The organism is Agitococcus lubricus (assembly GCF_003051055.1).
In the GTDB taxonomy this organism is placed as follows: Bacteria; Pseudomonadota; Gammaproteobacteria; order Pseudomonadales; family Moraxellaceae; genus Agitococcus; species Agitococcus lubricus.
Map to the genome: position 1 here is coordinate 1 of NZ_QAON01000014.1, position 22013 is coordinate 22013.

At 43.0% G+C, this 22013-nt stretch carries 13 protein-coding genes; 5 read left to right on the forward strand and 8 right to left on the reverse strand.

The features are described from left to right. Positions 1–239: 239 nt before the first annotated feature. Together C8N29_RS12715 and C8N29_RS12720 are read left to right on the forward strand one after the other, a co-directional pair. Positions 240–602: a hypothetical protein gene (locus C8N29_RS12715; RefSeq protein WP_107866447.1), complete on the forward strand. Its 363-nt coding sequence runs from the start codon at positions 240–242 to the stop codon at positions 600–602. 146 nt (positions 603–748) lie between these two features. Then, positions 749–1357: an HD domain-containing protein gene (locus C8N29_RS12720; RefSeq protein ID WP_107866448.1), complete on the forward strand. Its 609-nt coding sequence runs from the start codon at positions 749–751 to the stop codon at positions 1355–1357. Position 1358: 1 nt separating this feature from the next. Here the strand turns inward: C8N29_RS12720 and C8N29_RS12725 are convergent, their stop codons facing one another. After that, positions 1359–4820 (reverse strand): hypothetical protein, encoded by a 3462-nt coding sequence (locus C8N29_RS12725; protein ID WP_107866449.1) that lies wholly within the window; start codon positions 4818–4820, stop codon positions 1359–1361. Positions 4821–4979: 159 nt separating this feature from the next. Next, a complete protein-coding gene (locus C8N29_RS12730; protein WP_107866450.1) occupies positions 4980–9617 on the reverse strand; it encodes a C-type lectin domain-containing protein in 4638 nt (1545 codons plus the stop codon). Positions 9618–9861: 244 nt separating this feature from the next. Between C8N29_RS12730 and C8N29_RS12735 the strand changes: the two genes are divergently transcribed. Continuing rightward, a complete protein-coding gene (locus C8N29_RS12735) occupies positions 9862–10383 on the forward strand; it encodes a hypothetical protein (RefSeq protein WP_107866451.1) in 522 nt (173 codons plus the stop codon). Positions 10384–10427: 44 nt separating this feature from the next. Here C8N29_RS12735 and C8N29_RS12740 read toward each other — a convergent pair whose 3' ends face one another. The 6 genes from C8N29_RS12740 to recA all read right to left on the reverse strand — a co-directional run bounded on the left by C8N29_RS12740 (position 10428) and on the right by recA (position 18495). Beyond that, positions 10428–11609 carry an acetyl-CoA C-acyltransferase gene (locus C8N29_RS12740; protein ID WP_107866452.1) on the reverse strand — a complete coding sequence of 394 codons (1182 nt, stop codon included), beginning with the start codon at positions 11607–11609 and terminating at the stop codon, positions 10428–10430. A gap of 508 nt (positions 11610–12117) precedes the next feature. Then, positions 12118–12324: a carbon storage regulator CsrA gene (csrA, locus tag C8N29_RS12745; protein WP_107866453.1), complete on the reverse strand. Its 207-nt coding sequence runs from the start codon at positions 12322–12324 to the stop codon at positions 12118–12120. Positions 12325–12705: 381 nt separating this feature from the next. Beyond that, positions 12706–13932, reverse strand: coding sequence for an aspartate kinase (locus C8N29_RS12750; RefSeq protein WP_107866454.1), 1227 nt, complete (start codon positions 13930–13932; stop codon positions 12706–12708). Positions 13933–13944: 12 nt separating this feature from the next. Further along, a complete protein-coding gene (gene alaS / locus C8N29_RS12755) occupies positions 13945–16572 on the reverse strand; it encodes an alanine--tRNA ligase (RefSeq protein ID WP_107866455.1) in 2628 nt (875 codons plus the stop codon). A 328-nt stretch (positions 16573–16900) separates the two neighbouring features. Next, the gene (locus C8N29_RS12760) at positions 16901–17371 is read right to left on the reverse strand and encodes a regulatory protein RecX (protein ID WP_107866456.1); all 471 of its coding nucleotides are present in this window, start codon (positions 17369–17371) and stop codon (positions 16901–16903) included. Positions 17372–17436: 65 nt separating this feature from the next. Then, positions 17437–18495: a recombinase RecA gene (gene recA / locus C8N29_RS12765; RefSeq protein WP_107866457.1), complete on the reverse strand. Its 1059-nt coding sequence runs from the start codon at positions 18493–18495 to the stop codon at positions 17437–17439. Positions 18496–18805: 310 nt separating this feature from the next. On the opposite strand from recA, the gene mutS reads away from it, so the two are divergent. Together mutS and fdxA are read left to right on the forward strand one after the other, a co-directional pair. Continuing rightward, on the forward strand, positions 18806–21427 hold the full coding sequence (mutS, locus tag C8N29_RS12770; RefSeq protein WP_107866458.1) for a DNA mismatch repair protein MutS: 2622 nt from the start codon (positions 18806–18808) through the stop codon (positions 21425–21427). Between the two features lie 102 nt (positions 21428–21529). Continuing rightward, positions 21530–21853, forward strand: a complete 324-nt coding sequence (fdxA, locus tag C8N29_RS12775; protein WP_107866459.1) for a ferredoxin FdxA — start codon at positions 21530–21532, stop codon at positions 21851–21853. The last annotated feature ends 160 nt before the right edge of the window (positions 21854–22013 follow it).

The following is a 22013-nucleotide window of genomic DNA, read 5'->3' on the forward strand; positions in this document are numbered from 1 at the left end:
TAAATTCAGGGCTAAAACGTTTTGCCATTTCTTCTCTCCAAACATAATTCTTAAATTAGCTTTAGAGGGAATAATTGTCCATTTAGTTGGCTAGGATCAATTGACGATAAAATAAATTTAGAGATTGATATTGAGAATAGAGAAAAATTTTTTTAGATGATTTTTGGTGTTCATTGTTTTTCTCAATTACACATAGAAAATACTCAGTACCTTCTTCAATTAAAATATATGGAAATACAATGGTTTATCAAAAAAAAGAAACTTGGATAAAGCAAGGTATTGATTTATCAGTTTCTTTTTCACCATATTTAGATATTCGCTTAGATACATATATAACTGACTGGTTGCCATATAATATAAGTAAGTATGGAGGTGTTAATGAAGATTATGAAGCTAATGCTTATCGTTTAGAGTCTGCACTAACGGAGTTTGTAGAAAAAACAAGATTTTCGGTTGATACGGAACCTGTTATGTATTTAAGATATGACGGATTTCGACTATATAATCAAACTGTTGAAGAGACTGGCGAAATATTCTTATTTAATGAACAAGGCTCTATTATTGGCTTTTATAATGCTATAAGTAATAAAATTAGTTATTGATATAGTAATCGTAGATTAGGTTGAGGAACGAAACCCATCACATTAATTAGATAAATCGCTGGTTTCCTACGTCAACCCATGCTGCTAAATGATGAAAACACATTAAACTAGCAGCGTCATCACTCTCAATCTAGGGAGGAAATTAAATGAACTGGCCATCTTTGTGGCAAAGCCTAATTTTAGTGCCGCCCACTAATTTATTAGCAGAATTACAAACAGCTTATGCACAAACACAGCGTTTTTATCACAGCCAACAACATTTACAAGAATGTTTAAGCCTATTAAATGAAGTAGAACATTTAGCCAAACAACCTGCCGAATTAGCCCTTGCGCTATATTTCCATGATGCAGTTTATAACCCACAAGCCAACGACAACGAAGCACAAAGTGCCGCATGGGCTGTGCAAGTATTAACTCAATGCCATGCACCACAAACATTAATACAGAGAATTGAACAACTCATTATGGCCACTAAAAATCACACCATTGCCAAAGATGATGTTGATGGCCAATTATTATTGGATATAGATTTAGCGATTTTAGGGCAAGAATCGACTCGCTTTAATGAATATGAACAACAAATTCGCCAAGAATATGCGTGGGTCAGTGAACAAGATTACAGAGTGGGTAGGGCAAAAGTATTACAGAGTTTTTTACAACGCGAGACCATTTATCAAACGGATTATTTTAGACAACGATTTGAACAACAAGCACGGCTGAATATTCACGCCGCGCTTGTTGGTTTAGACACTTAGATTATTCACATAAAACCAGTTTACTGTTCCACTCCTCAATAATTGGTAATTTAATCGGCCAACGTTGCTCAAATAAAGTCAGCGTCATTTCTTCGCCAATCCAGCTACCGACATATTTTATATTTTTGGTGTTAATGCCTGCCGTAGCACGTATCCCTGCATCTAAGCCCAGTTTAAGTGCGCTTTGACAGGTAATTTCAGTGACACCCTCTAATTGACCTTGTACTGAGCGTGTGACCCAATCCGCACCAAAGCGTTGGTCATATAACTGGTGCATATATTGTTTCAGCTCGTCGAGTTTCTTTGGATTTAAGTTCTCCAATTTCAGACCCATACGGTCAAGTTCCCGTACAGCTTCACGACCTGTCTTGAATTTTGGTAGTTCATTGCGAACAGGTAGTAGACAACTTGTTTTTTCCTCTTCATTCAAGAGGTCATAACATTTAGAGGCTCTCTGTTCAAATATATAGTTTTGGACGGCTCTAATTTGATATTCATCATAAATTCTAACCAAGTCAGTTTGTAACTGTATGGTAGGTAAATTCTTTTTCTCTACGGCAACGCCTGCTTCAAACCCCGCAGAGGCGTTCAAAAAGCCGCGTAAGGCGACATTGGCTAAGTTATTACCCACCCCTGTGACACTGCCTTGCATACGCAACTCAAGATAGGGTTCAACGTATAGACTGGCGGCCGTAATGCCAAATTCAAATTGAGATTTATAGGTTTCAAAGCTACGTGGAAAGTCTAAACGTTTGCTCACTGTTGTTTTGCAACCAGTCCGCCATGAACAAACTAAGTCTTGGTCATAAAAAGCATCAACCCCTAGTTTAGCCTTCATACCACGAGTGTAAGCGGCAAAAATTTTAGCTTCACCGCCAAATTCAATGCCTGCACTGAGGGTAATTTCTGGCCGTAGAATAGTGGCAACAGGGCCTAAAATTGTGGTACCTGCGTTAATGGTAATCAAGGTATATTCTAGTTTAGGTTTTTCTGTCCCACGTTTCGTCCATTCACTGGAGTTTTTACCTGCTTTGACATTCACTTCTAAACGAGGCTCGACCGCCACTTCTGGAATCAGCTTAAACGCGGCTCTGGCATCAAATAAGCTAAAGTCAAAATAATAATCAACCGCCATGCCAAAACCTAATTTGGCATTGACTCCTACAGAAAGCCACGGAAAGCGTTTGAAAGGCATGTCAATCGACAAACCATCACTACCTAATAAGTTAATATTGGGGGTAACGGCTTGCTTAAATGGCGAGGGCAGTGGGTCGTTAGGACCAAAGTACCAAGGATTATCCGTTGTTTGACGAGATACTGGCATATTGGGTAAGCGCGCTTCTTTGAATGAGCATTTTGCTTTTGTGGCACAGCTAAAATCGGCAACAGTATATAAATCACCTTGTGGACGGTGTGTATCGTCAAAGCTAATAAATTCAAAACCTGAGCGACCATCGAGGCGATGCGTTAAAAAGACGTTTTTGCGTACTTTGAGCACAGGACCAATGTCTTTTGCCCATGTCCATGCGGCGGCTGTGCGATAGGTTTCGCCTTGTTTTTTATTACCGCTAATCAAATACAAAGGGGTATTGGCTAAGACTTTTGCGTCCATGTGTTGCATAAAACGCATGTTGGCAAAATCAATGGTTTTAGCGACCTGTTGAGCACTGGATTGATTCGCCGCGACATTAAAATCACGTGCATAGGCTTTATAGGCTTTATACACTAAGCGCTTATTATCGCATTCGCCTTCGGCGGCGCGTAATGCTGATGTCCATACGGTATCATCTTTGGGGTCGTCTGGTAGTGTAGGGCGTGTATTCGGTGGCGTAGCATCGGCATACAACACACATTTATCTTTGTGAACGACTAATTCCCATGCTTGTTTAGTTAAATGATTGCCACCACTTTTATCTTGATATTTAGGGATTGCGCCTGTCGATGGATTGCTTTGTAATGGCGATGTACTAAAGTTTTCGTTTTGAACACTGACTTTAGGGTCACGTAAAACCGTCTTATCGGTGAGCATACTGACCGAAATAATATCATCTAAGGTGAGTGCGGGTTTGTATTCGGTCGTCAAATAAAAAGAGGCTTGGCTTAAAACATCAGTGACTTCTTTATCACTAAAAGCAAAGTTAATTTCCGTCCCTTGACTGGTGGTTGTTAAGGATAATATGTCATTAACGTTGACCAGTGGGTGTGGTAAATAGGGCAGGCTGAGTATGTAACCTGCTTCTAAACTACGCAGTAACTCGGCAATATTGGTGTCTCGGGTGGTGATGGTGATGACGCCATTATCATCACTAATCACGACATCTGAATCAGGTGACAAGGCTTTATAGGCTTTGACTTCATCCTTAAAAATAGCTTTGCTTTCTAAAACAGCATAGACGCTTTTAGATTGGTCTGGTCGAATTAAACAGGTCGTTTTATCGGTACTAATTTGGCTGCAACCGACCCAAGACACAATTCTCCGTCCTTCATCAGGGGTGACAGTAAGAGCATATTCCTCTTTTAAGGAACGTGGTACGGCAATATCGTAAGAGCCATCGGTATTGCGCCATTGGCCTTTTTTGAATAAGCCGCCCTTGAGAGTGCCATAGCCATTAAGATAAATATTCAGCTTTACATTACTGGCGACATTTGTCTCAGGAAGCTCGATATTCGGTGCACTTGCACCTAGTAGCTCTCCAATATAGGTCAGACTATCGGAGTCACCATCATGTAGGCTATCAATAAACGATTTACCTTTTGTGAGCGGTAAATGGTATTTATCAAAACCAACGACGAGTTTGGAGTGCATCGTCGTATCGCTCGGATTAAAGGCTAAAATATCCTCATAATCTGTCACGACGTTGCCATTGATGTCTTCTGCCAGTAGCTGTGATGACATATCATCAATTTTTTCGCGTAGACTAAATGGCGATAACAAACCAATCATGCTAAACATTTTTTGGTAAATGATTTCAGTTACAGGCGTGACGTTAATACTGGTACCTTTAAGCAAGTCATTGGCAAAGACAATCGCGTGTAATGCGCCCTTATTGGGTTTGGCATCATCTTTGGTGGTGGGGTTGTCGTCTGGGTCTAAGTCTGTACCGCCACGCACCTCGATAATCAAGGGTCTAAATTCAGGTAAGGCTTGAAGGAGCTGTAAATTAAACGAGCCATCATCATTGGTTGTGCCTTGAGCCAATAAGGTTTCGATGTCCATTGGGTCGTAGAGATACACCTCTGCGCCTTTGAGTGGCCCCATTTTGGCGTAATGAGGGACGGGGATGACGGTATTGGCAGCAATCATTGGCTCTTTGCTGAGTGGACTTTTTTGCGACAAGGTTTGAGCAAGAGATTGCGGCGTTTCGGCGTCATTACTGTTACAAGCGGCTAGACTGATTGCTAGAGAGAGGGGCAATAGCTTAGCCACTATACGTTTAGAAAAAGCATGTTGTGAGTGTGCCATGGTATGTATCTTATGAAACCCTGAGATGTTTAGTTTTTTTGTTAATATAGTATGGTGTTTATTAAAATAATAGGCGTCATGTTGAGTTTTTGATTGCGATGGGATGATAGAACATAAAAAACGCGGCTTTTGAGCCGCGTTCTTTAGTGAGCATGATGATTATTTCTCAATCACTGCTTTGCTGATGGTGGTATTACTTAACATAGCGTCATTCCAGCGGCCATTTTCCACTGTTTCGGCATAGTCTTCGTCCCCTACATTATTGGGTTCACCAAAGTTCCAATTGGTATAAGAGGGTGTTTCGCCAGAAATCCACTTCCAGTTGCCTTCTTGGTCTTTGTCGGTTAAACCAATCCAGTATTTGGTCGTGCTGGGGAAGTTGTCATGTAACCAAGTTTGTTCGTCTTGGTCGTTAATGGTGACTAAGTTCGCGCCTACACTTTGAGCCTTAGCTTGACAGTCAAGCCAAGAACCACAATCAATAATCGCATAGGAGTTTTTGGTCGTCGCATTAAACTTCCAATTGGGTTGTAAGCGTTCAAAGATGGCACGACCCACGTTGTTATTGGTGACTGCATCATCATTCCAACGGCCATTACTTAACATGACTACAGCATCTTCATTGCCTGCATTATTGGGTTCACCACTATTCCAGTTACTGTAATTAGTGGTTTCACCAGATATCCATTTAAAGTTACCTTCTTGCTGAATATCGTTAAAACCAATCCATGCGGATTTGCCGTTAAGCATGTTATCGACTAGCCATTTGTTTTCATCCGCGTTGCTAATGGTGGCCAAATTAGCCCCCATTGTGCGTGCTTTATCTTGGCATTGTTGCCAGTTACCGCACTCGACTACAACATAGGCTTTACTATTTTGATTGTTGAGCTTCCAGTCAAGTATATCTTTACTACGTTCAATGACGGCACGATTGACACTGTCATCTTCGGTAGAGTTATCATTCCATTTGCCGCCGCCAATCATACTGACTACATCTTCGTTGTTGACGTTATTGGGTTCACCACTATTCCAGTTGGTATAGTTAAGTTCTTCTTCGGTGTCCCACTTAAAGTCACCTTCTTGGTCTTTGTCGTTGAGGCCAATCCATGCGGATTTATTACCATTTGGCACGAATTTATCACTAACCCATTTATTTTCGGCTTCACTGCCAATAGTGACTAAGTGAGCACCAACTTGATTAGCTTGTGCCTGACAATCGTCCCAAGAACCGCATAATATCAGCGCGTATTGATTGCCTGTCGCTGAATTTGTTTGCCATGTAATGGTGTTAGTACCTTCTTCAGCCGTATCATCGGGTTCAGGCTTGTCGGCTTCCTCACACTCAGCAAGTTTTTCATTAAAATCGTCAATAAATTGTAATTTGACCGGCCAGCGTTGCTCAAATAACGTGAGCGACATTTCTTCGCCAATCCAATCACCAACAAATTTAATATTTTTGGTGTTAATTGTGGCTGTGGCGCGATAACCTGCATCTAAACCCAGTTTTAGACCGAACTTACAAGACACCTTAGTAGACTTATTATATGAACCATCTAAAACTTTGTCGACAAAGTCGCCACCATAGTTTTTATCATAGAGCGAGTGCATTTTAGCGGCTTGTGCTTCTACAACCTCAGTGGGGGCGTCGGCGATACTTTTATTGTATTTAGCGAGTTCGGTATCAAGGCTAGTTGTACTCGCAAAAGAGCGGGCATAACTATTTGCCTGATTGAGACAACTTAAAAGCTCCCACGTAGATTTTGATAAACAGCCACGTGCCGTGAGTTGTTCTTGATAAACTAATTCTTGACCAATGCGTGTTTTATATTCATTGGCAATACGGTCGATGTCCTCATTAACTTGGTCACCAGGTTTATTGATGGGCGCGACAGCAACGCCTGCTTCAAAACCAATATTGGCATTCAAAAAGCCACGTAAGGCAACATTGGCTAAGTTTTCACCCACGCCCGTCACACTGCCTTCCAAACGCATCTCTAAATAAGGTTCTGCATACAGTTGACCTTCAATACCCAGTTCAAATTGACTTTTGTAGGTTTCAAAACCACGCGGAAAGTCGAGGCGTTTATCAACCCGTGTTTCAGGTAAACAGCAACCATCCCATACGAGGTCTGCATTGTAGTATGCGTCAACGCCCATTTTGGCTTTTACGCCGCGTGTATAGGCCGCATAAATTTTGGCTTCACCACCAAACTCAATGCCTGCATTCAGCGTGACATCAGGGCGTAAAATACTGGCAACTGGCCCTAAAACGGGATAACCAATATTAAAACGTAACATAGTGAGTTCGAGTTTGGGTTTTTCGGTATCTTTCTTTTTCCAATCACTGGTATTTTTACCTGCTTTTAAGTTCAGTTCTAAGCGTGGTTCAACTGCAACTTCTGGAATCAGCTTAAAGGCAGCCATGGCATCTAAAATACTGTAGTCAAAGAAATAGTCGACTGACATGCCAAAACCGAGCTTAGCACCAATACCAACACTCAACCACGGAAAACGCTTAAAGGGTAAGTCTAGAGCCAAGCCGTCTGAGCCTAATAAGTTATAGAGATTATTGACATCTACCGCGTTTTTATAAGGCGAGGGGATGGGGTCATTGGGGCCAAAATACCACGGATTTGCGGTCGCTTGTTTATAGGTACGCATTTTCGGTAATTCGGCATCTTTTAAGCTACAGCGAGTCCCTTGTTTGCACTTAAAGTCGGCTACGGTATACAACTCGCCTTGAGGCTTACGATGTTTCTCAAAACTCAGCAATTCAAAACCTGAGCGGCCATCACTTTTACGCGCCAAGAAAACGTTGTTGCGTATTTTTAATACAGGGCCAACGCCTTCTGCCCACGTCCATGCAGCGGCAGTACGCATGGTCTCGCCTTGTTTTTTATTACCACTAATCAAATAGAGTGGTGTATTAGCCAAGGTTTTAGGGTCCATGTGTTGCATATAGCGCATATTGGCAAATTGCGCATGATTTGCATTAGTCCCATCGGTGTTTGACTTAGCGGCTAGATTAAAGTCACGTGCATATTGATTGTAAGGCTTATAAATCAGCGTTTTGTTGTGACATTCGCCATCGGCTGCGCGTAGCGCAGAAGTCCAAACGGTATCATTTTTAGGGTCATTTGGAATGACAGGGGGTGTGGTAGGCGGTGTTTCGTCGGCATAAATCACACATTTGTTTTTGTGAATCACCAACTCCCATGCTTTTTTAACTAAGTGCTTACCACCACTACGGTCACGGTATTTGGGCACAATCCCCGTCTGGCTGTTGGTGTTAGCCGTCGAGTTTTCGAAGTTGCTATCAGTGACACTAACTTTCGGGTCTTTGAGAATGGTTTTATCGTTTATCATCGTGACTGAGATGATATCGTCTAAGCCAATTTGTGGCTTAAATTCGGGCGTAGAATAAAAACTTGCACGGTTTAAAACATCCGTCACTTGTTGGTCGATAAACTTAAATTGTACTTCTGTACCAGAGTCCAATTTATTCACACTGACCATTTCGGTAATTTTGATAAGTGGGTGTGGTAAGTAGGGCAGGCTCATAATGACGCCGTTACTTAATTGTGCCAAACCTGCGCCCATCGCCGCATTACGGGTGCTAATCGTCATAATGCCTGCATTATCACTAATCACAACATCTGAGTTAAGCGGGATATTGGTATGTGATTTTACCTCAGGCTTAAACAGTGGCTCAGCGGCTAAGACAGCATAGACACTTTTAGATTGGTCGGGTTTGACTAAACACGTCGTGCGGTCGGTACTGATACTGCTACAACCCACCCACGAGACAATCTTCCGGCCAGCATCAGGTTTTACCGTTAAGGCATATTCTTCTTTGAGTGAACGTGGAACAGCGATTTTATAAATGCCTTCGCTATTACGACGCGTACCTGTTTTGAATAGTCCGCTTTCTAAGGTGCCATCACCACTGACATAGATGTCTAATTTAACATTGTTGGCAATGTTTGTTTCTTGAATATTAATATTAGGGGCACTTGCACCCAGCAGCTCCGCTGCATAATTACTTTTAGCCGCGTCATTTTCTCTCAAGGCTTCAATAAACGATTTGCCACTGGCGAGGGGGCTGTGATACTTACTGAATGGCACATACAACTTGTTGTGCATGCTCATATCACTTGGGTTAAAAGCGAGTACATCTTGGTAGTTAGTGATAGTGTTCCCATTGATATCGCTATTCAATAATTGTGCAGCCATATCATCAAGTGCTTGGCGTAGCTCCAAAGGACTGAGTGTGCCAATCATGGCTTCTAGTCGTTGATAAACCAGTTCAGTGACGGGTGAAATGATAATACTGTTGTTGCCTAATAAATCCTCAGCAAACACAATCGCATGTAAAAAACCTTGATTGGCAATCGGGGTGTTCGCTGTCGATGGATTATCGTCAGGGTCGATATCTGTACCGCCTTCTGCACGTAAAATGAGTGGACGTAACTCTGGCAAGGGTTTTAATAAGGTGAGTTGAAAACTGCCATCTGCACCCGTAGTGCCTTTGGCCAAAGCTACACCTTGATCCATCGGGTCATACACAGCAATAGTCGCTTGTTGCAGCGGCCCCATTTTGGCGTAGTGTGGTACTTTAGTTGACGTTCCCGCAACCACCATCGGCTCACCTGCCAATGGGGTTTTCTGCGCTAGCGTTGCGGCTAAGTTACTGCTACTCTCATCATTATTATTACAAGCCGCGATTGATAGGGCTAAGCAACTAGAAAGTGCTAACTTAAGCGTGGGTATAGCGTGCAAAGATTTAGATAATCTCATGGAGATTCTCCAATAAGCGAGATATCATCAATGTCCAAAATAAATTCATTAGAACTCTCCAGTTAGCATAAAAAATAATGTATAGGCCTGATTTATTATAGAAGGCATGATATGAAACCAATTTTGTAGAAATATAGAGAAAATCATCTTGCCTTTGCAAGTTTAATTTGATAAAAATGCAAAAATTATGTGTTAATAATACATTATAAGTGCTTTTAGATGTTATAAAATAAGGAATCACGCAATGCGTTCGTGTCTTTTGGTTTTTTTGTGTGCGATATCTACATCAAGTCTGAGTTATGCTGACGCTGCGGCAGTAAAACAGGCAATACAAGATAATGTTCCTTTGCAGCAAGTCATAGAGTCTGAGTTGGCGAAAGGAGAAAAAATAACTGACGTGATAGAGTCAATCACGAGTGCTGCGCCAACACTCGCGTACCAAGCTATAGTCATTGCAATTACATTACAGCCTGATGCTAAGGACGCATTATTAAAAGTAGCCGATAAATTGGGCTTAGACGCAAATATACTTAAAACGATGTTAGCGAATAACACAAATACTAAAAGCCCGACTAATACGACATCTTCCAATACTGTATTGTTTGGCTCTGCTGGCGGCATTGCTAATCCTATGCAATTTATTCCTGTGAGAAATAATGCTGGCGGCGGCAGTGGTGGCGGTGTGATTATTATTGGTGATGATACGTGTTCGGGTATTAAAAACCCCGTCACAGGCGTTTCGTCCTGTGTTGCCTCTCCAAATTAAATGTAAAAGAGCCTGCATGCTTCAGCATGCAGGCTCTTAGCGCTTTAGATAATTTCAATCGCCATCGCGGTGGCTTCACCACCACCAATACATAAAGAAGCAACACCACGTTTGCCGCCGTATTGTCTTAAGGCGTGAATCAAACTTAAAATGATACGAGAACCAGTAGAACCGACGGGATGACCTAGGGCACAAGCACCGCCATGTACATTTACTTTATCATGGGGAATGTTGTGTTTAATCATCGCCGCCATTGTGACCATCGCAAATGCTTCGTTAATTTCAAATAAGTCAACGTCAGCAACGCTCCAACCTGTTTTCGCAAATAATTTTTCCATCGCACCGATGGGGGCAATGGTAAATTCGCTTGGATGTTGAGATTGTGTGCTGTGGGCAACAATACGCGCCAAAGGTTGCAAACAACGTGCTTTAGCTGTGCTTTCACGCATTAACACTAAGGCAGATGCACCGTCAGAAATAGAGCTGGCGTTAGCGGCAGTGATTGTACCGTCTTTAGCAAATGCTGGTTTTAAGCTAGGAATTTTTTCGATTTTAGCATTACCAGGTTGTTCATCAATGGCAACTAAGGTATCACCATGACGACCTTTAACAGGCACACCCACGATTTCGGCTTCAAAACGGCCTTCAGCAATGGCTTTTTGGGCGCGTTGTAAAGAAGCAATGGCAAATTCATCCATTTGTTCACGGGTTAACTCTAATTTTGTCGCCATTTCTTGAGCAAAAGAACCCATTAAACGACCTGTTTCAGCATCTTCTAAACCGTCTAAGAACATATGGTCTTTAATGTCACCATGACCCATACGATAACCACCACGCGCTTTGGTTAAGACATAGGGTGCATTGGTCATAGACTCCATACCACCTGCAACCGCAATATCAACACTGCCAGCCACTAATAAATCGTGCGCAAACATGGTGGCTTTCATACCAGAACCACAAAGTTTGTTAATGGTGGTTGCACCTGTTGTGGCTGGCAAACCTGCTTTTAACATTGCTTGACGGGCAGGGCCTTGTTTTAAGCCCGCAGGTAACACACAACCCATAATCACTTCTTGTACATCTTCTGGTTGTAAACCAGCGCGTGCAATCGCTTCTTTAATGGCAACAGCACCTAACTCAGGTGCTGTGACGCTGGATAAAGACCCTTGGAAACCACCCATTGGCGTACGTGCACCATTAACAATAACAATCGGATCATGGCTCATAATATAAACTCCGTGAATAAATAGGCTTATGTTCAGCTAAGTTGCGTTTGACGATGGATATTGCTGGTAGTCAGCGCGTAGCAAGCGGAGAGAGCGACACCATGTTCACACAACTAAATTTGCCTCATATAAGTTGGTCGATTATACGGTATTTTTAACCGTCATCATATTCGACATGATACTGTAGGAAATATCCTACATTAACTGCGATATTTGACCATAGAGTCTAAAAGGGCAATTTGTCATAATGCACTCACGGCGCAGGACGGTAGCAATGGAAAGCAAACAGGACGAGGAAAGCCGTAGGAAGCTAGGGATATTAACGAGGAACGTTAACTATCATCAAATAATTAGGGATGGATGACATTTGATGAGTTTGCAGCAAAAGGAGTAGACACGGAGTCATTCAGGAAGGACTGCTGCGGGAAGCCATGATGGCAAGATAGGATGCAAAAATGAAAAAGCCCAAGTTCAGGATGAAAAACTTGGGCTTTTCTATTTCAGATAATCAATTATCTAAATCGTCATGATCGTGATGTTGATGAATCACTTTTTCACGTTGAATACGTTGGTAAATTTCTTCACGATGGACGGCAATCTCTTTTGGAGCATTCACGCCAATACGGACTTGGTTGCCTTTGACGCCTAAAACAGTGACGCTAACTTCATCGCCAACCATTAATGTTTCGCCAACACGACGGGTAAGAATTAACATAGTTAAACTCCTTGAATGATAATAAGTCCCACGACCAACAATAAACGGATATCAGGTATATGTTTTATGTTGTTTCGCACAGAAAATCAAGTTAAACACATGACTAACAAGAACAAGAATTACATAATTTGCTTAAGCTAAGCTGAAAATCATCATAATACTATCTGTAGTTTCTAACGCTACCTTGAATATATTGTCTAACGCGTAGATTAACAAAAACTTAATCCAACTAGCGAAATATACATCACTGTTGCACCATCAAGCGGATGTTGACAGATACAGTACTGACAATTTCATCTAAGAGAGACAACAGTTTAATCAACGTCGCTGTTCTTAAAGCGTATCGTGCAAAGCCTAGGGCTTTGCACGGGAGAGTGGTTATCAGACACTCGGAGCATCTAAACCAAAGGCAGTATGTAACGCACGTACGGCTAATTCCATGTACTTTTCTTCTACAACCACGGAAATTTTGATTTCTGACGTTGAAATCATTTGGATGTTGATGTTTTCTTTGGCTAAGGTACCAAACATTTGGCTAGCAACGCCCGCATGAGAGCGCATGCCCACACCCACTAAAGACACTTTAGCAATTTTGTCGTCGCCAACGACTTCACGCGCACCAATTTCTTTAGCAATATTTTCTAAAATAGGTAAGGCTTTACGGAACTCGTTGCGGTGTACGGTAAAGGTAAAGTCGGTGGTGTTGTCGGCACTGATGTTTTGCACAATCATGTCGATTTCGATATTGGCATTACCAATGGGACCCAAAATGCGATAAGCAATACCAGGGGTATCGGGTACGCCACGAATGGTTAATTTGGCTTCATCACGGTTAAAGGCGATACCTGAAATAACGGGTTGTTCCATTGCTTCCTCCGAATCTGTCGTAATTAAAGTGCCTTCGCCTTCACCAAAGCTGGATAGCACACGTAATGGCACTTGGTATTTGCCTGCAAACTCGACTGAGCGAATTTGCAATACTTTAGAACCTAAGCTAGCCATTTCTAGCATTTCTTCAAATGTGATTTTGTCTAAACGACGCGCTTGGGGTACAACACGTGGGTCAGTGGTGTAAACGCCATCAACGTCGGTATAAATTTGGCATTCATCGGCTTTAAGCGCGGCTGCTAGTGCAACACCTGTGGTATCTGAGCCACCACGACCTAACGTGGTAATGTTGCCTTGTGCATCAATACCTTGGAAACCTGCCACAATAATGACATTACGTTTGGCCAATTCGGCACGCATGGCGGTATCGTCAATCGCTTCAATACGGGCTTTAGTAAAGGCACTGTCTGTACGAATGGCAACTTGTGCGCCCGTCATGGATTTAGCGCCTAAACCACGTTTTTGTAAGGCCATGGCTAATAAGGCAATCGTGACTTGTTCGCCTGTTGACACCATTTGATCGAGTTCGCGTGGGTCTGGCTCATCCGTAATAGCTTTAGCTAAGGCGAGTAAACGATTGGTTTCGCCGCTCATTGCCGAAACGACAACCACAATGTCGTGACCTTGTTGATGCCAACGCTCAACACGTTCGGCGACGGCTTGAATACGTTCAGGTGACCCAACAGAAGTGCCACCGTATTTTTGAACTATAAGCGCCATAGTAAAGATTTCCTATTTTTGCTGTAACCATAAAGAGACACTGTTAAGCGCTTGAGGTAGGGCGGCAACGTCAGTGCCTCCTCCTTGCGCCATATCTGGACGACCACCGCCTTTGCCACCTAACTGTGTTGAAATATGTTGTACCAATTCGCCTGCTTTGAAGCGTTGCGTTAAGTCAGCAGTGACACCTGCAATCACGGTGACTTTATCGTCTTCAACCGTGGCGAGGACTATCACACCCGAACCGAGTTTGTTTTTTAATTGGTCAAGTGTTGTACGTAAGGATTTAGAGTCTGCACTGTCGAGTTTAACGGCTAATAACTTAACACCATTGATGTCTTGAGTTTGAGACAATAAATCATTGCTAGCACTGCTGGCTAATTTTGCTTTTAAGCGGTCGATTTCTTTTTCTAAATCACGGTTACGTTCAGCCAGTTGTTGCACTTTATCGGCAACGGCTTGACGAGAACCTTTCACTAATTGGCCAATGTGGGCTAGGGCTTGTTCGCCTTCCGCTAACCATGCTAAAGCGCCTGAGCCTGTTTTGGCTTCAATACGACGAATACCTGCGGCAACACCCCCTTCGCTAGTGATTTTTAATAAACCAATATCACCTGTACGACTAACGTGTGTACCACCACATAATTCAACCGAGAAGTTGTCTGTGCCCATGCTTAACACACGTACTGTGTCGCCATATTTTTCACCAAATAAGGCCATTGCGCCTTTGGCTTTGGCGGTATCAATATCCGTGACTTCAGTCGCAACGGTACTATTAGCTAAGATTTGGCCATTCACTAAGGCTTCAATTTGACTGATTTGTTCGGCAGTGACACCTTCGGTATGTGAGAAGTCAAAACGTAAATAATCAGCGCAAACTAAAGAACCTTTTTGTTGAACGTGTGTGCCTAAGGTTTGGCGTAAAGCGGCATGTAATAGGTGAGTCGCGGAGTGGTTGCGTGCGGTGTTGGCGCGTAAAGTATTATCAACTTGGCCTTCAACGCTATCATTCACTAACAGTTGACCTTGTGTGACGATGCCATGATGCAAAAAGGCGTTACCCACTTTAGTGGTGTTTTGTACTTCAAAACGGGTATGACCCACTGACAATACGCCAGTATCACCGACTTGACCGCCAGACTCGGCATAAAAAGCAGTTTTATCTAAGACTACAACGGCTTTTTGACCTTCGTTGACGTGATTAACGGCTTCATCACCAATAAACATGGCCACAACCTTGCCTTCGCTGTGTGTGCTGTCATAGCCTGTAAACACAGTATCAACATCTACTTTGAGTAAGCTGTTGTAGTCAAAGTTAAACTTGCCAGCTTTTTGTGAGCGTTCGCGTTGTGCATCCATACAAGCGTTAAAGCCTGCTTCATCAATGCTTAAATTACGTTCGCGGGCAATATCTGCTGTTAAATCCATTGGGAAGCCGTAGGTGTCGTATAATTTAAATACTACGTCACCACTGATGACTGTGCCTTGTAAGTTGACTAAATCTTGCTCAAGAATTTTTAAACCTTGCTCCAATGTGCGAGCAAATTGTTCTTCTTCTTGCTTTAACACTTTTTCGATAAAGGTTTGGCGTTCAACCAATTCGGGATAAGCAGCGCCCATGACTTGGGCTAAAGCAGCAACCATTTTATAGAAGAAAGGTTGTGTTGCACCGAGTTTATTGCCATGACGACAAGCACGACGAATAATACGACGTAATACATAACCGCGGCCTTCGTTGCTTGGCACAACACCATCAGCCACTAAAAAGCTACAAGAACGCGCATGGTCAGCAACGACTTTTAAAGAAGCTTGTTGTTCGTTGCTGCAACCAATTGCATCGGCAGCGGCTTGTAATAAATGTTGAAATAAATCAATTTCGTAGTTGCTATGAACGTGTTGCATTACTGCACTAATACGTTCTAAACCCATGCCTGTATCAACAGAAGGGGCAGGAAGCGGATGCAATACACCGTCAGCAGTGCGGTTAAACTGCATAAACACGTTATTCCAAATCTCGATATAACGGTCGCCATCTTCTTCGGCACTACCGGGTAAACCACCCCAAATGTCGGCACCGTGGTCATAGAAAATTTCGGTACAAGGACCACAAGGGCCTGTGTCACCCATTGCCCAGAAATTGTCTGAGGCATAAGGTGCGCCTTTATTGTCGCCAATACGAATAATCCGTTCAGCAGGGACACCCGCCACGTCTTGCCATAATTGGAAAGCTTCGTCATCGGTGGCGTAAACCGTGACCCATAATTTATCGCTGGGAATATTTAACCATGCAGGCGAGGTTAAAAACTCCCATGCATAAGCAATCGCATCGTGTTTGAAATAGTCACCAAAACTAAAATTACCCAACATTTCAAAGAAGGTATGGTGACGAGCCGTGTAACCGACATTTTCTAAATCGTTGTGTTTGCCACCTGCACGTACGCATTTTTGTGAGCTAACTGCACGCGTATAAGCCCGTTTATCTAAACCCAAAAAGCAGTCTTTGAATTGATTCATGCCCGCATTGGTAAATAACAAGGTGGGGTCATTCGCAGGAATAAGGGAGCTAGAAGCAACACGAGTATGACCTTTGCTCTCAAAAAAGCTTAAAAAGGCTTCGCGAATGTCAGCACTGCTACGCATGGCAACTCCGAGACTAAAATAATCAAATGGACGACAGATTAAGACTGATAGGTGGCTTTCGATTTTGATGGACGAAGCACTTTTTAAGAGGACAGTCTTACATAATCTTTATCTTAGTACCTGAAATACCATCGCTTTTGGCAACGTATTTGCAAAAAATTAAGGCAGGTATCACAAGGCTAATAAGATAAGGGGCGAGATTATAACGTGTTCTTGGCGTGGAGCTAGAGTGTTGTTGTGTGAAAAAGATGAATGCTAGGCCGAAACAAGACAATTTAACGCAAAAAAGTTCAAAGAATAGGTGTGAATATCACTTCGTCGTATTAGCTCAGACGGAGTCTATATCTGAACTATGTTTGAGCGCATACCAAATTTGTTCGCTATTAAAGCCACGGTATTGTAAAAAACGGCATTGTTTGGCTTGCTCTTGACGTTCGGTAGGTAAGGCCAAACCAAATTTTTTGCTACGAACCTGTTGGGCGAGTGCGTACCAGTCGTAGTTTGCTAATTGTGTGTTGATGATATCGGCTGTCAATATGCCACGACGCTTTAGCTCTTGACGAATGCTGATTTCACCATGCCCTTTATGTACATAACTGCGAACCAATAACTCACAAAAACGCTCATCGCTTTGCCATGATTGCTGTACTAATTCTTGTAATATCGTCGTCACTTGCTCAGGACTTGCGCCTAGCTCAAGGAGTTTTTGTTGCAGCTCATACCGACTATGTTCGCGACGCGTGAGCATGGCTAGGGCTTTGCTGCGTAGGGTAGCGTGACTTAATTCGGATGTGGACATAAGCGAGTGTCCATAAAAAAGAGAGGGCGATACACGAAAAAGGTCATGTATCGCCTGAGTAGGGCTTAGATGGTCAAGTCATCACTGTCTAAGGCAGCTTCGCGCGCTTCTTCGTCAGAGGCTGCAACAGGTGCAGGTACAGCGAGTAATTTAGTACGGATTTCTGCTTCAATCACTTCTGCTACCGCAGGGTTTTCTTCAAAATATTTACAGGCATTGGCTTTACCTTGACCAATTTTGTTACCTTGGTAAGCATACCAAGCACCTGATTTTTGAATGATATTTTGGTCTACACCCAAATCGACCAGCTCACCTAAACGGTTTGTACCCTGACCATACATAATTTGGAAGGTAGTTTCGCGGAAAGGCGGCGCTACTTTATTTTTAACCACTTTGACTTTGGTTTCCGAACCTACTACTTCTTCGCCTTCTTTGACGGCACCTGTACGGCGAATATCTAAACGGACAGAGGCATAAAACTTGAGCGCGTTACCGCCTGTTGTGGTTTCTGGGTTGCCAAACATGACACCAATTTTCATACGAATTTGGTTAATAAAGACAACTAAGCAGTTTGAGCGTTTGGCATTACCTGTAATTTTACGCAAGGCCTGACTCATTAAACGGGCTTGTAAGCCCATGTGCGAGTCACCCATTTCGCCTTCAATTTCAGCTTTAGGCGTTAAAGCCGCCACAGAGTCGACAATAATCACATCCACTGCACCCGAACGCACTAGCATATCGGCAATTTCTAAGGCTTGCTCGCCGTTATCAGGTTGTGTGACCAATAAATTATCAACATCCACACCCAATTTACGAGCATAGGTCGGGTCAAGCGCATGTTCGGCATCAATAAACGCGGCTGTGCCGCCTTGACGTTGACATTCAGCAATCACCTGTAAGGTGAGTGTGGTTTTACCCGAAGATTCTGGCCCATAAATTTCAACAATACGACCTTTGGGTAAGCCGCCAATACCCAGCGCGATGTCTAGGCCTAAAGAGCCTGTTGAAATGGCTTGAATGGCTTCGGCGGTATGGTCGCCCAAACGCATGACTGTGTTTTTACCAAATTGTTTTTCGATTTGTGCTAAGGCTGCGCCTAAGGCTTTACGTTTATTCTCGTCCATTATTGTGCTCCTACAGGAATGTGTATTATGAGTCGTGGTTTAGTGGTTATGAAAGAATGAGTCATCGCTTATAGGGGAACTTTAGCTAATTTGCAAGCGGTCAAATGCTCACTTTCCTTGAGACCTATCATCGCAAAACAAGATGCGTTCGGCTAGCCTTGTTTGCGTGCTATGCGACGTAAATTGTCGCTACTGGACTAAGATGTATTTTTGAACAACAAAGCGTCAAGGCATTGTCATGTTGCTAAAAGTCAGTAGGGTTGCCAATAGAAATCCGCTACTATGACACGCTGAATACTAGGGGCAAACTATGACCAATTTTGACGATCACACACCGATGATGCAGCAGTATTTGCGGATTAAAGCAGACTATACACAGGCTTTAGTATTTTATCGTATGGGTGATTTTTATGAGTTGTTTTTTGAAGATGCACACAAAGCCGCGCGTCTGTTAGATATTACCTTAACCCATCGCGGTAAAACCGCAGGTACACCCATTCCCATGGCAGGTGTCCCTTTTCATGCGGTTGAAGGCTATTTAGCCAAATTAGTCAAACTCGGCGAAACGGTTGTTATTTGTGAGCAAGTGGGCGACCCTGCCACGAGTAAAGGGCCTGTTGAGCGTAAAGTGGTACGTATTTTAACGCCAGGTACGGTGACAGACGAAGCCTTACTCGATGCCAAACAAGAAGCCTTATTATTAGCGGTGCATGTTTATCAACAACACTTAGGTTTAGCCGTTTTAGATATCAGTAGTGGCCGTTTTAGTCTTTTGGGGTGTGAGCTAAGTCCTGATGCGTTATTAGCAGAGTTGGCACGGTTAAATCCTGCCGAAATTCTCATTAGCGAAGACTCTGCCATATTATCTTGGTTAGACCATCGCCCCGTCACTAAACGTCAGCCGTGGGAATTTATTTATGAGACGGCACAACATAGCTTATGCCAACAGTTTGACGTGAAAGATTTACAAGGTTTTGATTGTTTGCATTTACCCGCAGCCGTGATTGCGGCGGGGGCGTTGTTGCAATATGCCAAAGAAACGCAAAAAACGGCTTTAGTGCATATTCAAGGTCTACGTGTTGAGAATGCCAGTGACTTTATTTATTTAGATGCCGCTACCCGTCGCAATTTGGAGTTAAGTCAAACCTTAGCGGGTGAGTTTCAATACAGTTTGGCATGGGTCTTGGACAGTTGCCAAACCCCGATGGGCAGTCGTTTATTACGCCGTTGGTTACATCAACCTTTACGTCATATTCCCACTTTATTGGCACGACAAACCGCCATTTCAGCGTTAATGACGGATTATCAATACGAACATTTGCAAACGCATTTACAAGCGATTGGCGATTGTGAGCGTATTTTGGCGCGTATTGCACTTAAAACGGCGCGCCCCCGTGATTTGAGCCGATTACGGGAAGTCTTTGCCGAATTACCTGCCTTACAACAAAAATTAGCGTTGTGTCAGAGTGAAAAAGTCCAACAATTAGCGCAAGCGATTGGTGACTTTCCTGCCTTACACCATTTATTAAGTGGTGCGATTGTCGAAAATCCCCCCGTTGTCATTCGTGACGGCGGCGTATTAGCAGAAGGGTATGATGCAGAGTTAGATGAGCTGCGTGCTCTCAGTACGCACGCAGGGGATTATTTATTACAACTTGAAAATAAAGAGCGCGAAGCAACAGGCATCTCGACCTTAAAAATTGGTTATAACCGTGTCAGTGGTTATTATATCGAGCTAACGCGTGCTCAAGCTGACAATGCCCCCGCGCATTTTATTCGTCGGCAAACCTTAAAAAATGCAGAGCGTTTTATTACCCCCGAACTCAAAGCCTTTGAAGATAAGGCTTTATCTGCGGCATCACGCGCGTTGGCAAGAGAAAAATACTTATATGAGCAACTGCTCTTGGAGCTGGCTAAAGAGATTGCGCCATTGCAGCAGATGAGTATGGCCTTAGCTGAGTTAGATGTCTTGGTCGCGCTCAGTCAACAAGCTGACGAAGGGCAGTGGCACGCCCCACAGTTAGTTGACCATAGTTATTTAGATATACAACAAGGCCGACATCCTGTGGTTGAGAGGGTGTTAACACAACATCCGTTTACCCCTAATGATACTCACCTTAGTCCACAACAGCGCATGTTAATTATTACTGGGCCTAATATGGGGGGTAAGTCTACGTTTATGCGTCAAACAGCGTTAATTGTGTTATTGGCTCATATAGGCAGTTTTGTACCTGCGCAAGCTGCAACCATTGGTAGTATAGACCGCATTTTTACCCGTATTGGTTCGGCCGATGATTTAGCAGGCGGTCGTTCGACGTTTATGGTTGAAATGACAGAAACGGCCAATATTCTACAAAATGCAACCGCGCAGAGTTTAGTCCTCATGGATGAAGTGGGACGAGGCACGAGTACCTTTGATGGTTTAGCCTTAGCATGGGCAGCAGCGGTGCATTTAATTGAAAAAATAAAGGCATTGACCTTGTTTGCTACGCATTATTTTGAGCTAACCAGTCTACCAGAGCATTACCGTGGTGCTGCAAACGTGCATGTGGCCGCCAGTGACTATGGTGAACATCTCGTCTTTTTGCATCAGGTACAAACAGGGGCAGCGAGCAAAAGTTTTGGTTTACAAGTTGCCAAATTAGCAGGAGTCCCCTTAGTGGTGATTCAAGCAGCGCAACATAAATTGCATGAATTAGAACAAAGCCCCCTTGCCAAAAAAGCTAAAAACAAACCAGCACCATTACAAACGGGATTATTTTCTGAGCCTATGATTATCGAAAAAGTCGTTGAAAAAGTGCGCAGTAAGCCGAGTCTCGTTGAACAAAACTTAGCTGCTTTGGATGTTGATAACCTAACGCCACGCGCTGCATTACAACACTTATATGAGTTACAAGCACTATTGATAAAGCAAGCCGACATTAAGGCATGACAATAACAGGGATAATGCTTAGAATATAAGACGTTATCCCATCTTTTTGATGGTGTTCATCCCGTTAATGGATACACCCCTAATTTTAAGAGGCAAGACAGCATGGCTTTTGTCGTTACCGAAAATTGTATTAAATGTAAATATCAAGACTGTGTAGAGGTTTGTCCTGTAGACTGTTTCTATGAAGGTCCTAATTTTTTAGTCATTCATCCTGACGAATGTATTGACTGTGCTTTGTGCGAACCAGAGTGTCCAGCCAATGCGATTTTCTCAGAAGATGAAGTACCTAAAGGCCAAGAAAAATACATTAAATTGAACGCAGAATTAGCCGAAGTATGGCCAAATATCACCGAAAAAGGTGAAGCCCCAGCCGATGCTAAACAGTGGGATGGTGTTAGCGATAAATTCCAATACTTAGAGCGTTAAGCACAGGCCGCCTTGAGCGGCCTTTTTTATAGTAAATTGCCGCGACGATAGTCAAAAATAACTAAAGCAGTTTGAGATAAGCGAGTAGATTTTTAAGTGAAACGGTGCTGAATTAATGGCGCTTGGGGAGCGTAGTATCATTGTTTACGCGATTGCCGTG

Bases quoted from the DNA above. Each gene is read 5' to 3' on its own strand.
- C8N29_RS12715 (WP_107866447.1), top strand. From the start codon at position 240: ATGGTTTATCAAAAAAAAGAAACTTGGATAAAGCAAGGTATTGATTTA.
- C8N29_RS12720 (WP_107866448.1), top strand. From the start codon at position 749: ATGAACTGGCCATCTTTGTGGCAAAGCCTAATTTTAGTGCCGCCCACT.
- C8N29_RS12725 (WP_107866449.1), bottom strand. From the start codon at position 4,820: ATGGCACACTCACAACATGCTTTTTCTAAACGTATAGTGGCTAAGCTA.
- C8N29_RS12730 (WP_107866450.1), bottom strand. From the start codon at position 9,617: ATGAGATTATCTAAATCTTTGCACGCTATACCCACGCTTAAGTTAGCA.
- C8N29_RS12735 (WP_107866451.1), top strand. From the start codon at position 9,862: ATGCGTTCGTGTCTTTTGGTTTTTTTGTGTGCGATATCTACATCAAGT.
- C8N29_RS12740 (WP_107866452.1), bottom strand. From the start codon at position 11,609: ATGAGCCATGATCCGATTGTTATTGTTAATGGTGCACGTACGCCAATG.
- csrA (WP_107866453.1), bottom strand. From the start codon at position 12,324: ATGTTAATTCTTACCCGTCGTGTTGGCGAAACATTAATGGTTGGCGAT.
- C8N29_RS12750 (WP_107866454.1), bottom strand. From the start codon at position 13,932: ATGGCGCTTATAGTTCAAAAATACGGTGGCACTTCTGTTGGGTCACCT.
- alaS (WP_107866455.1), bottom strand. From the start codon at position 16,572: ATGCGTAGCAGTGCTGACATTCGCGAAGCCTTTTTAAGCTTTTTTGAG.
- C8N29_RS12760 (WP_107866456.1), bottom strand. From the start codon at position 17,371: ATGTCCACATCCGAATTAAGTCACGCTACCCTACGCAGCAAAGCCCTA.
- recA (WP_107866457.1), bottom strand. From the start codon at position 18,495: ATGGACGAGAATAAACGTAAAGCCTTAGGCGCAGCCTTAGCACAAATC.
- mutS (WP_107866458.1), top strand. From the start codon at position 18,806: ATGACCAATTTTGACGATCACACACCGATGATGCAGCAGTATTTGCGG.
- fdxA (WP_107866459.1), top strand. From the start codon at position 21,530: ATGGCTTTTGTCGTTACCGAAAATTGTATTAAATGTAAATATCAAGAC.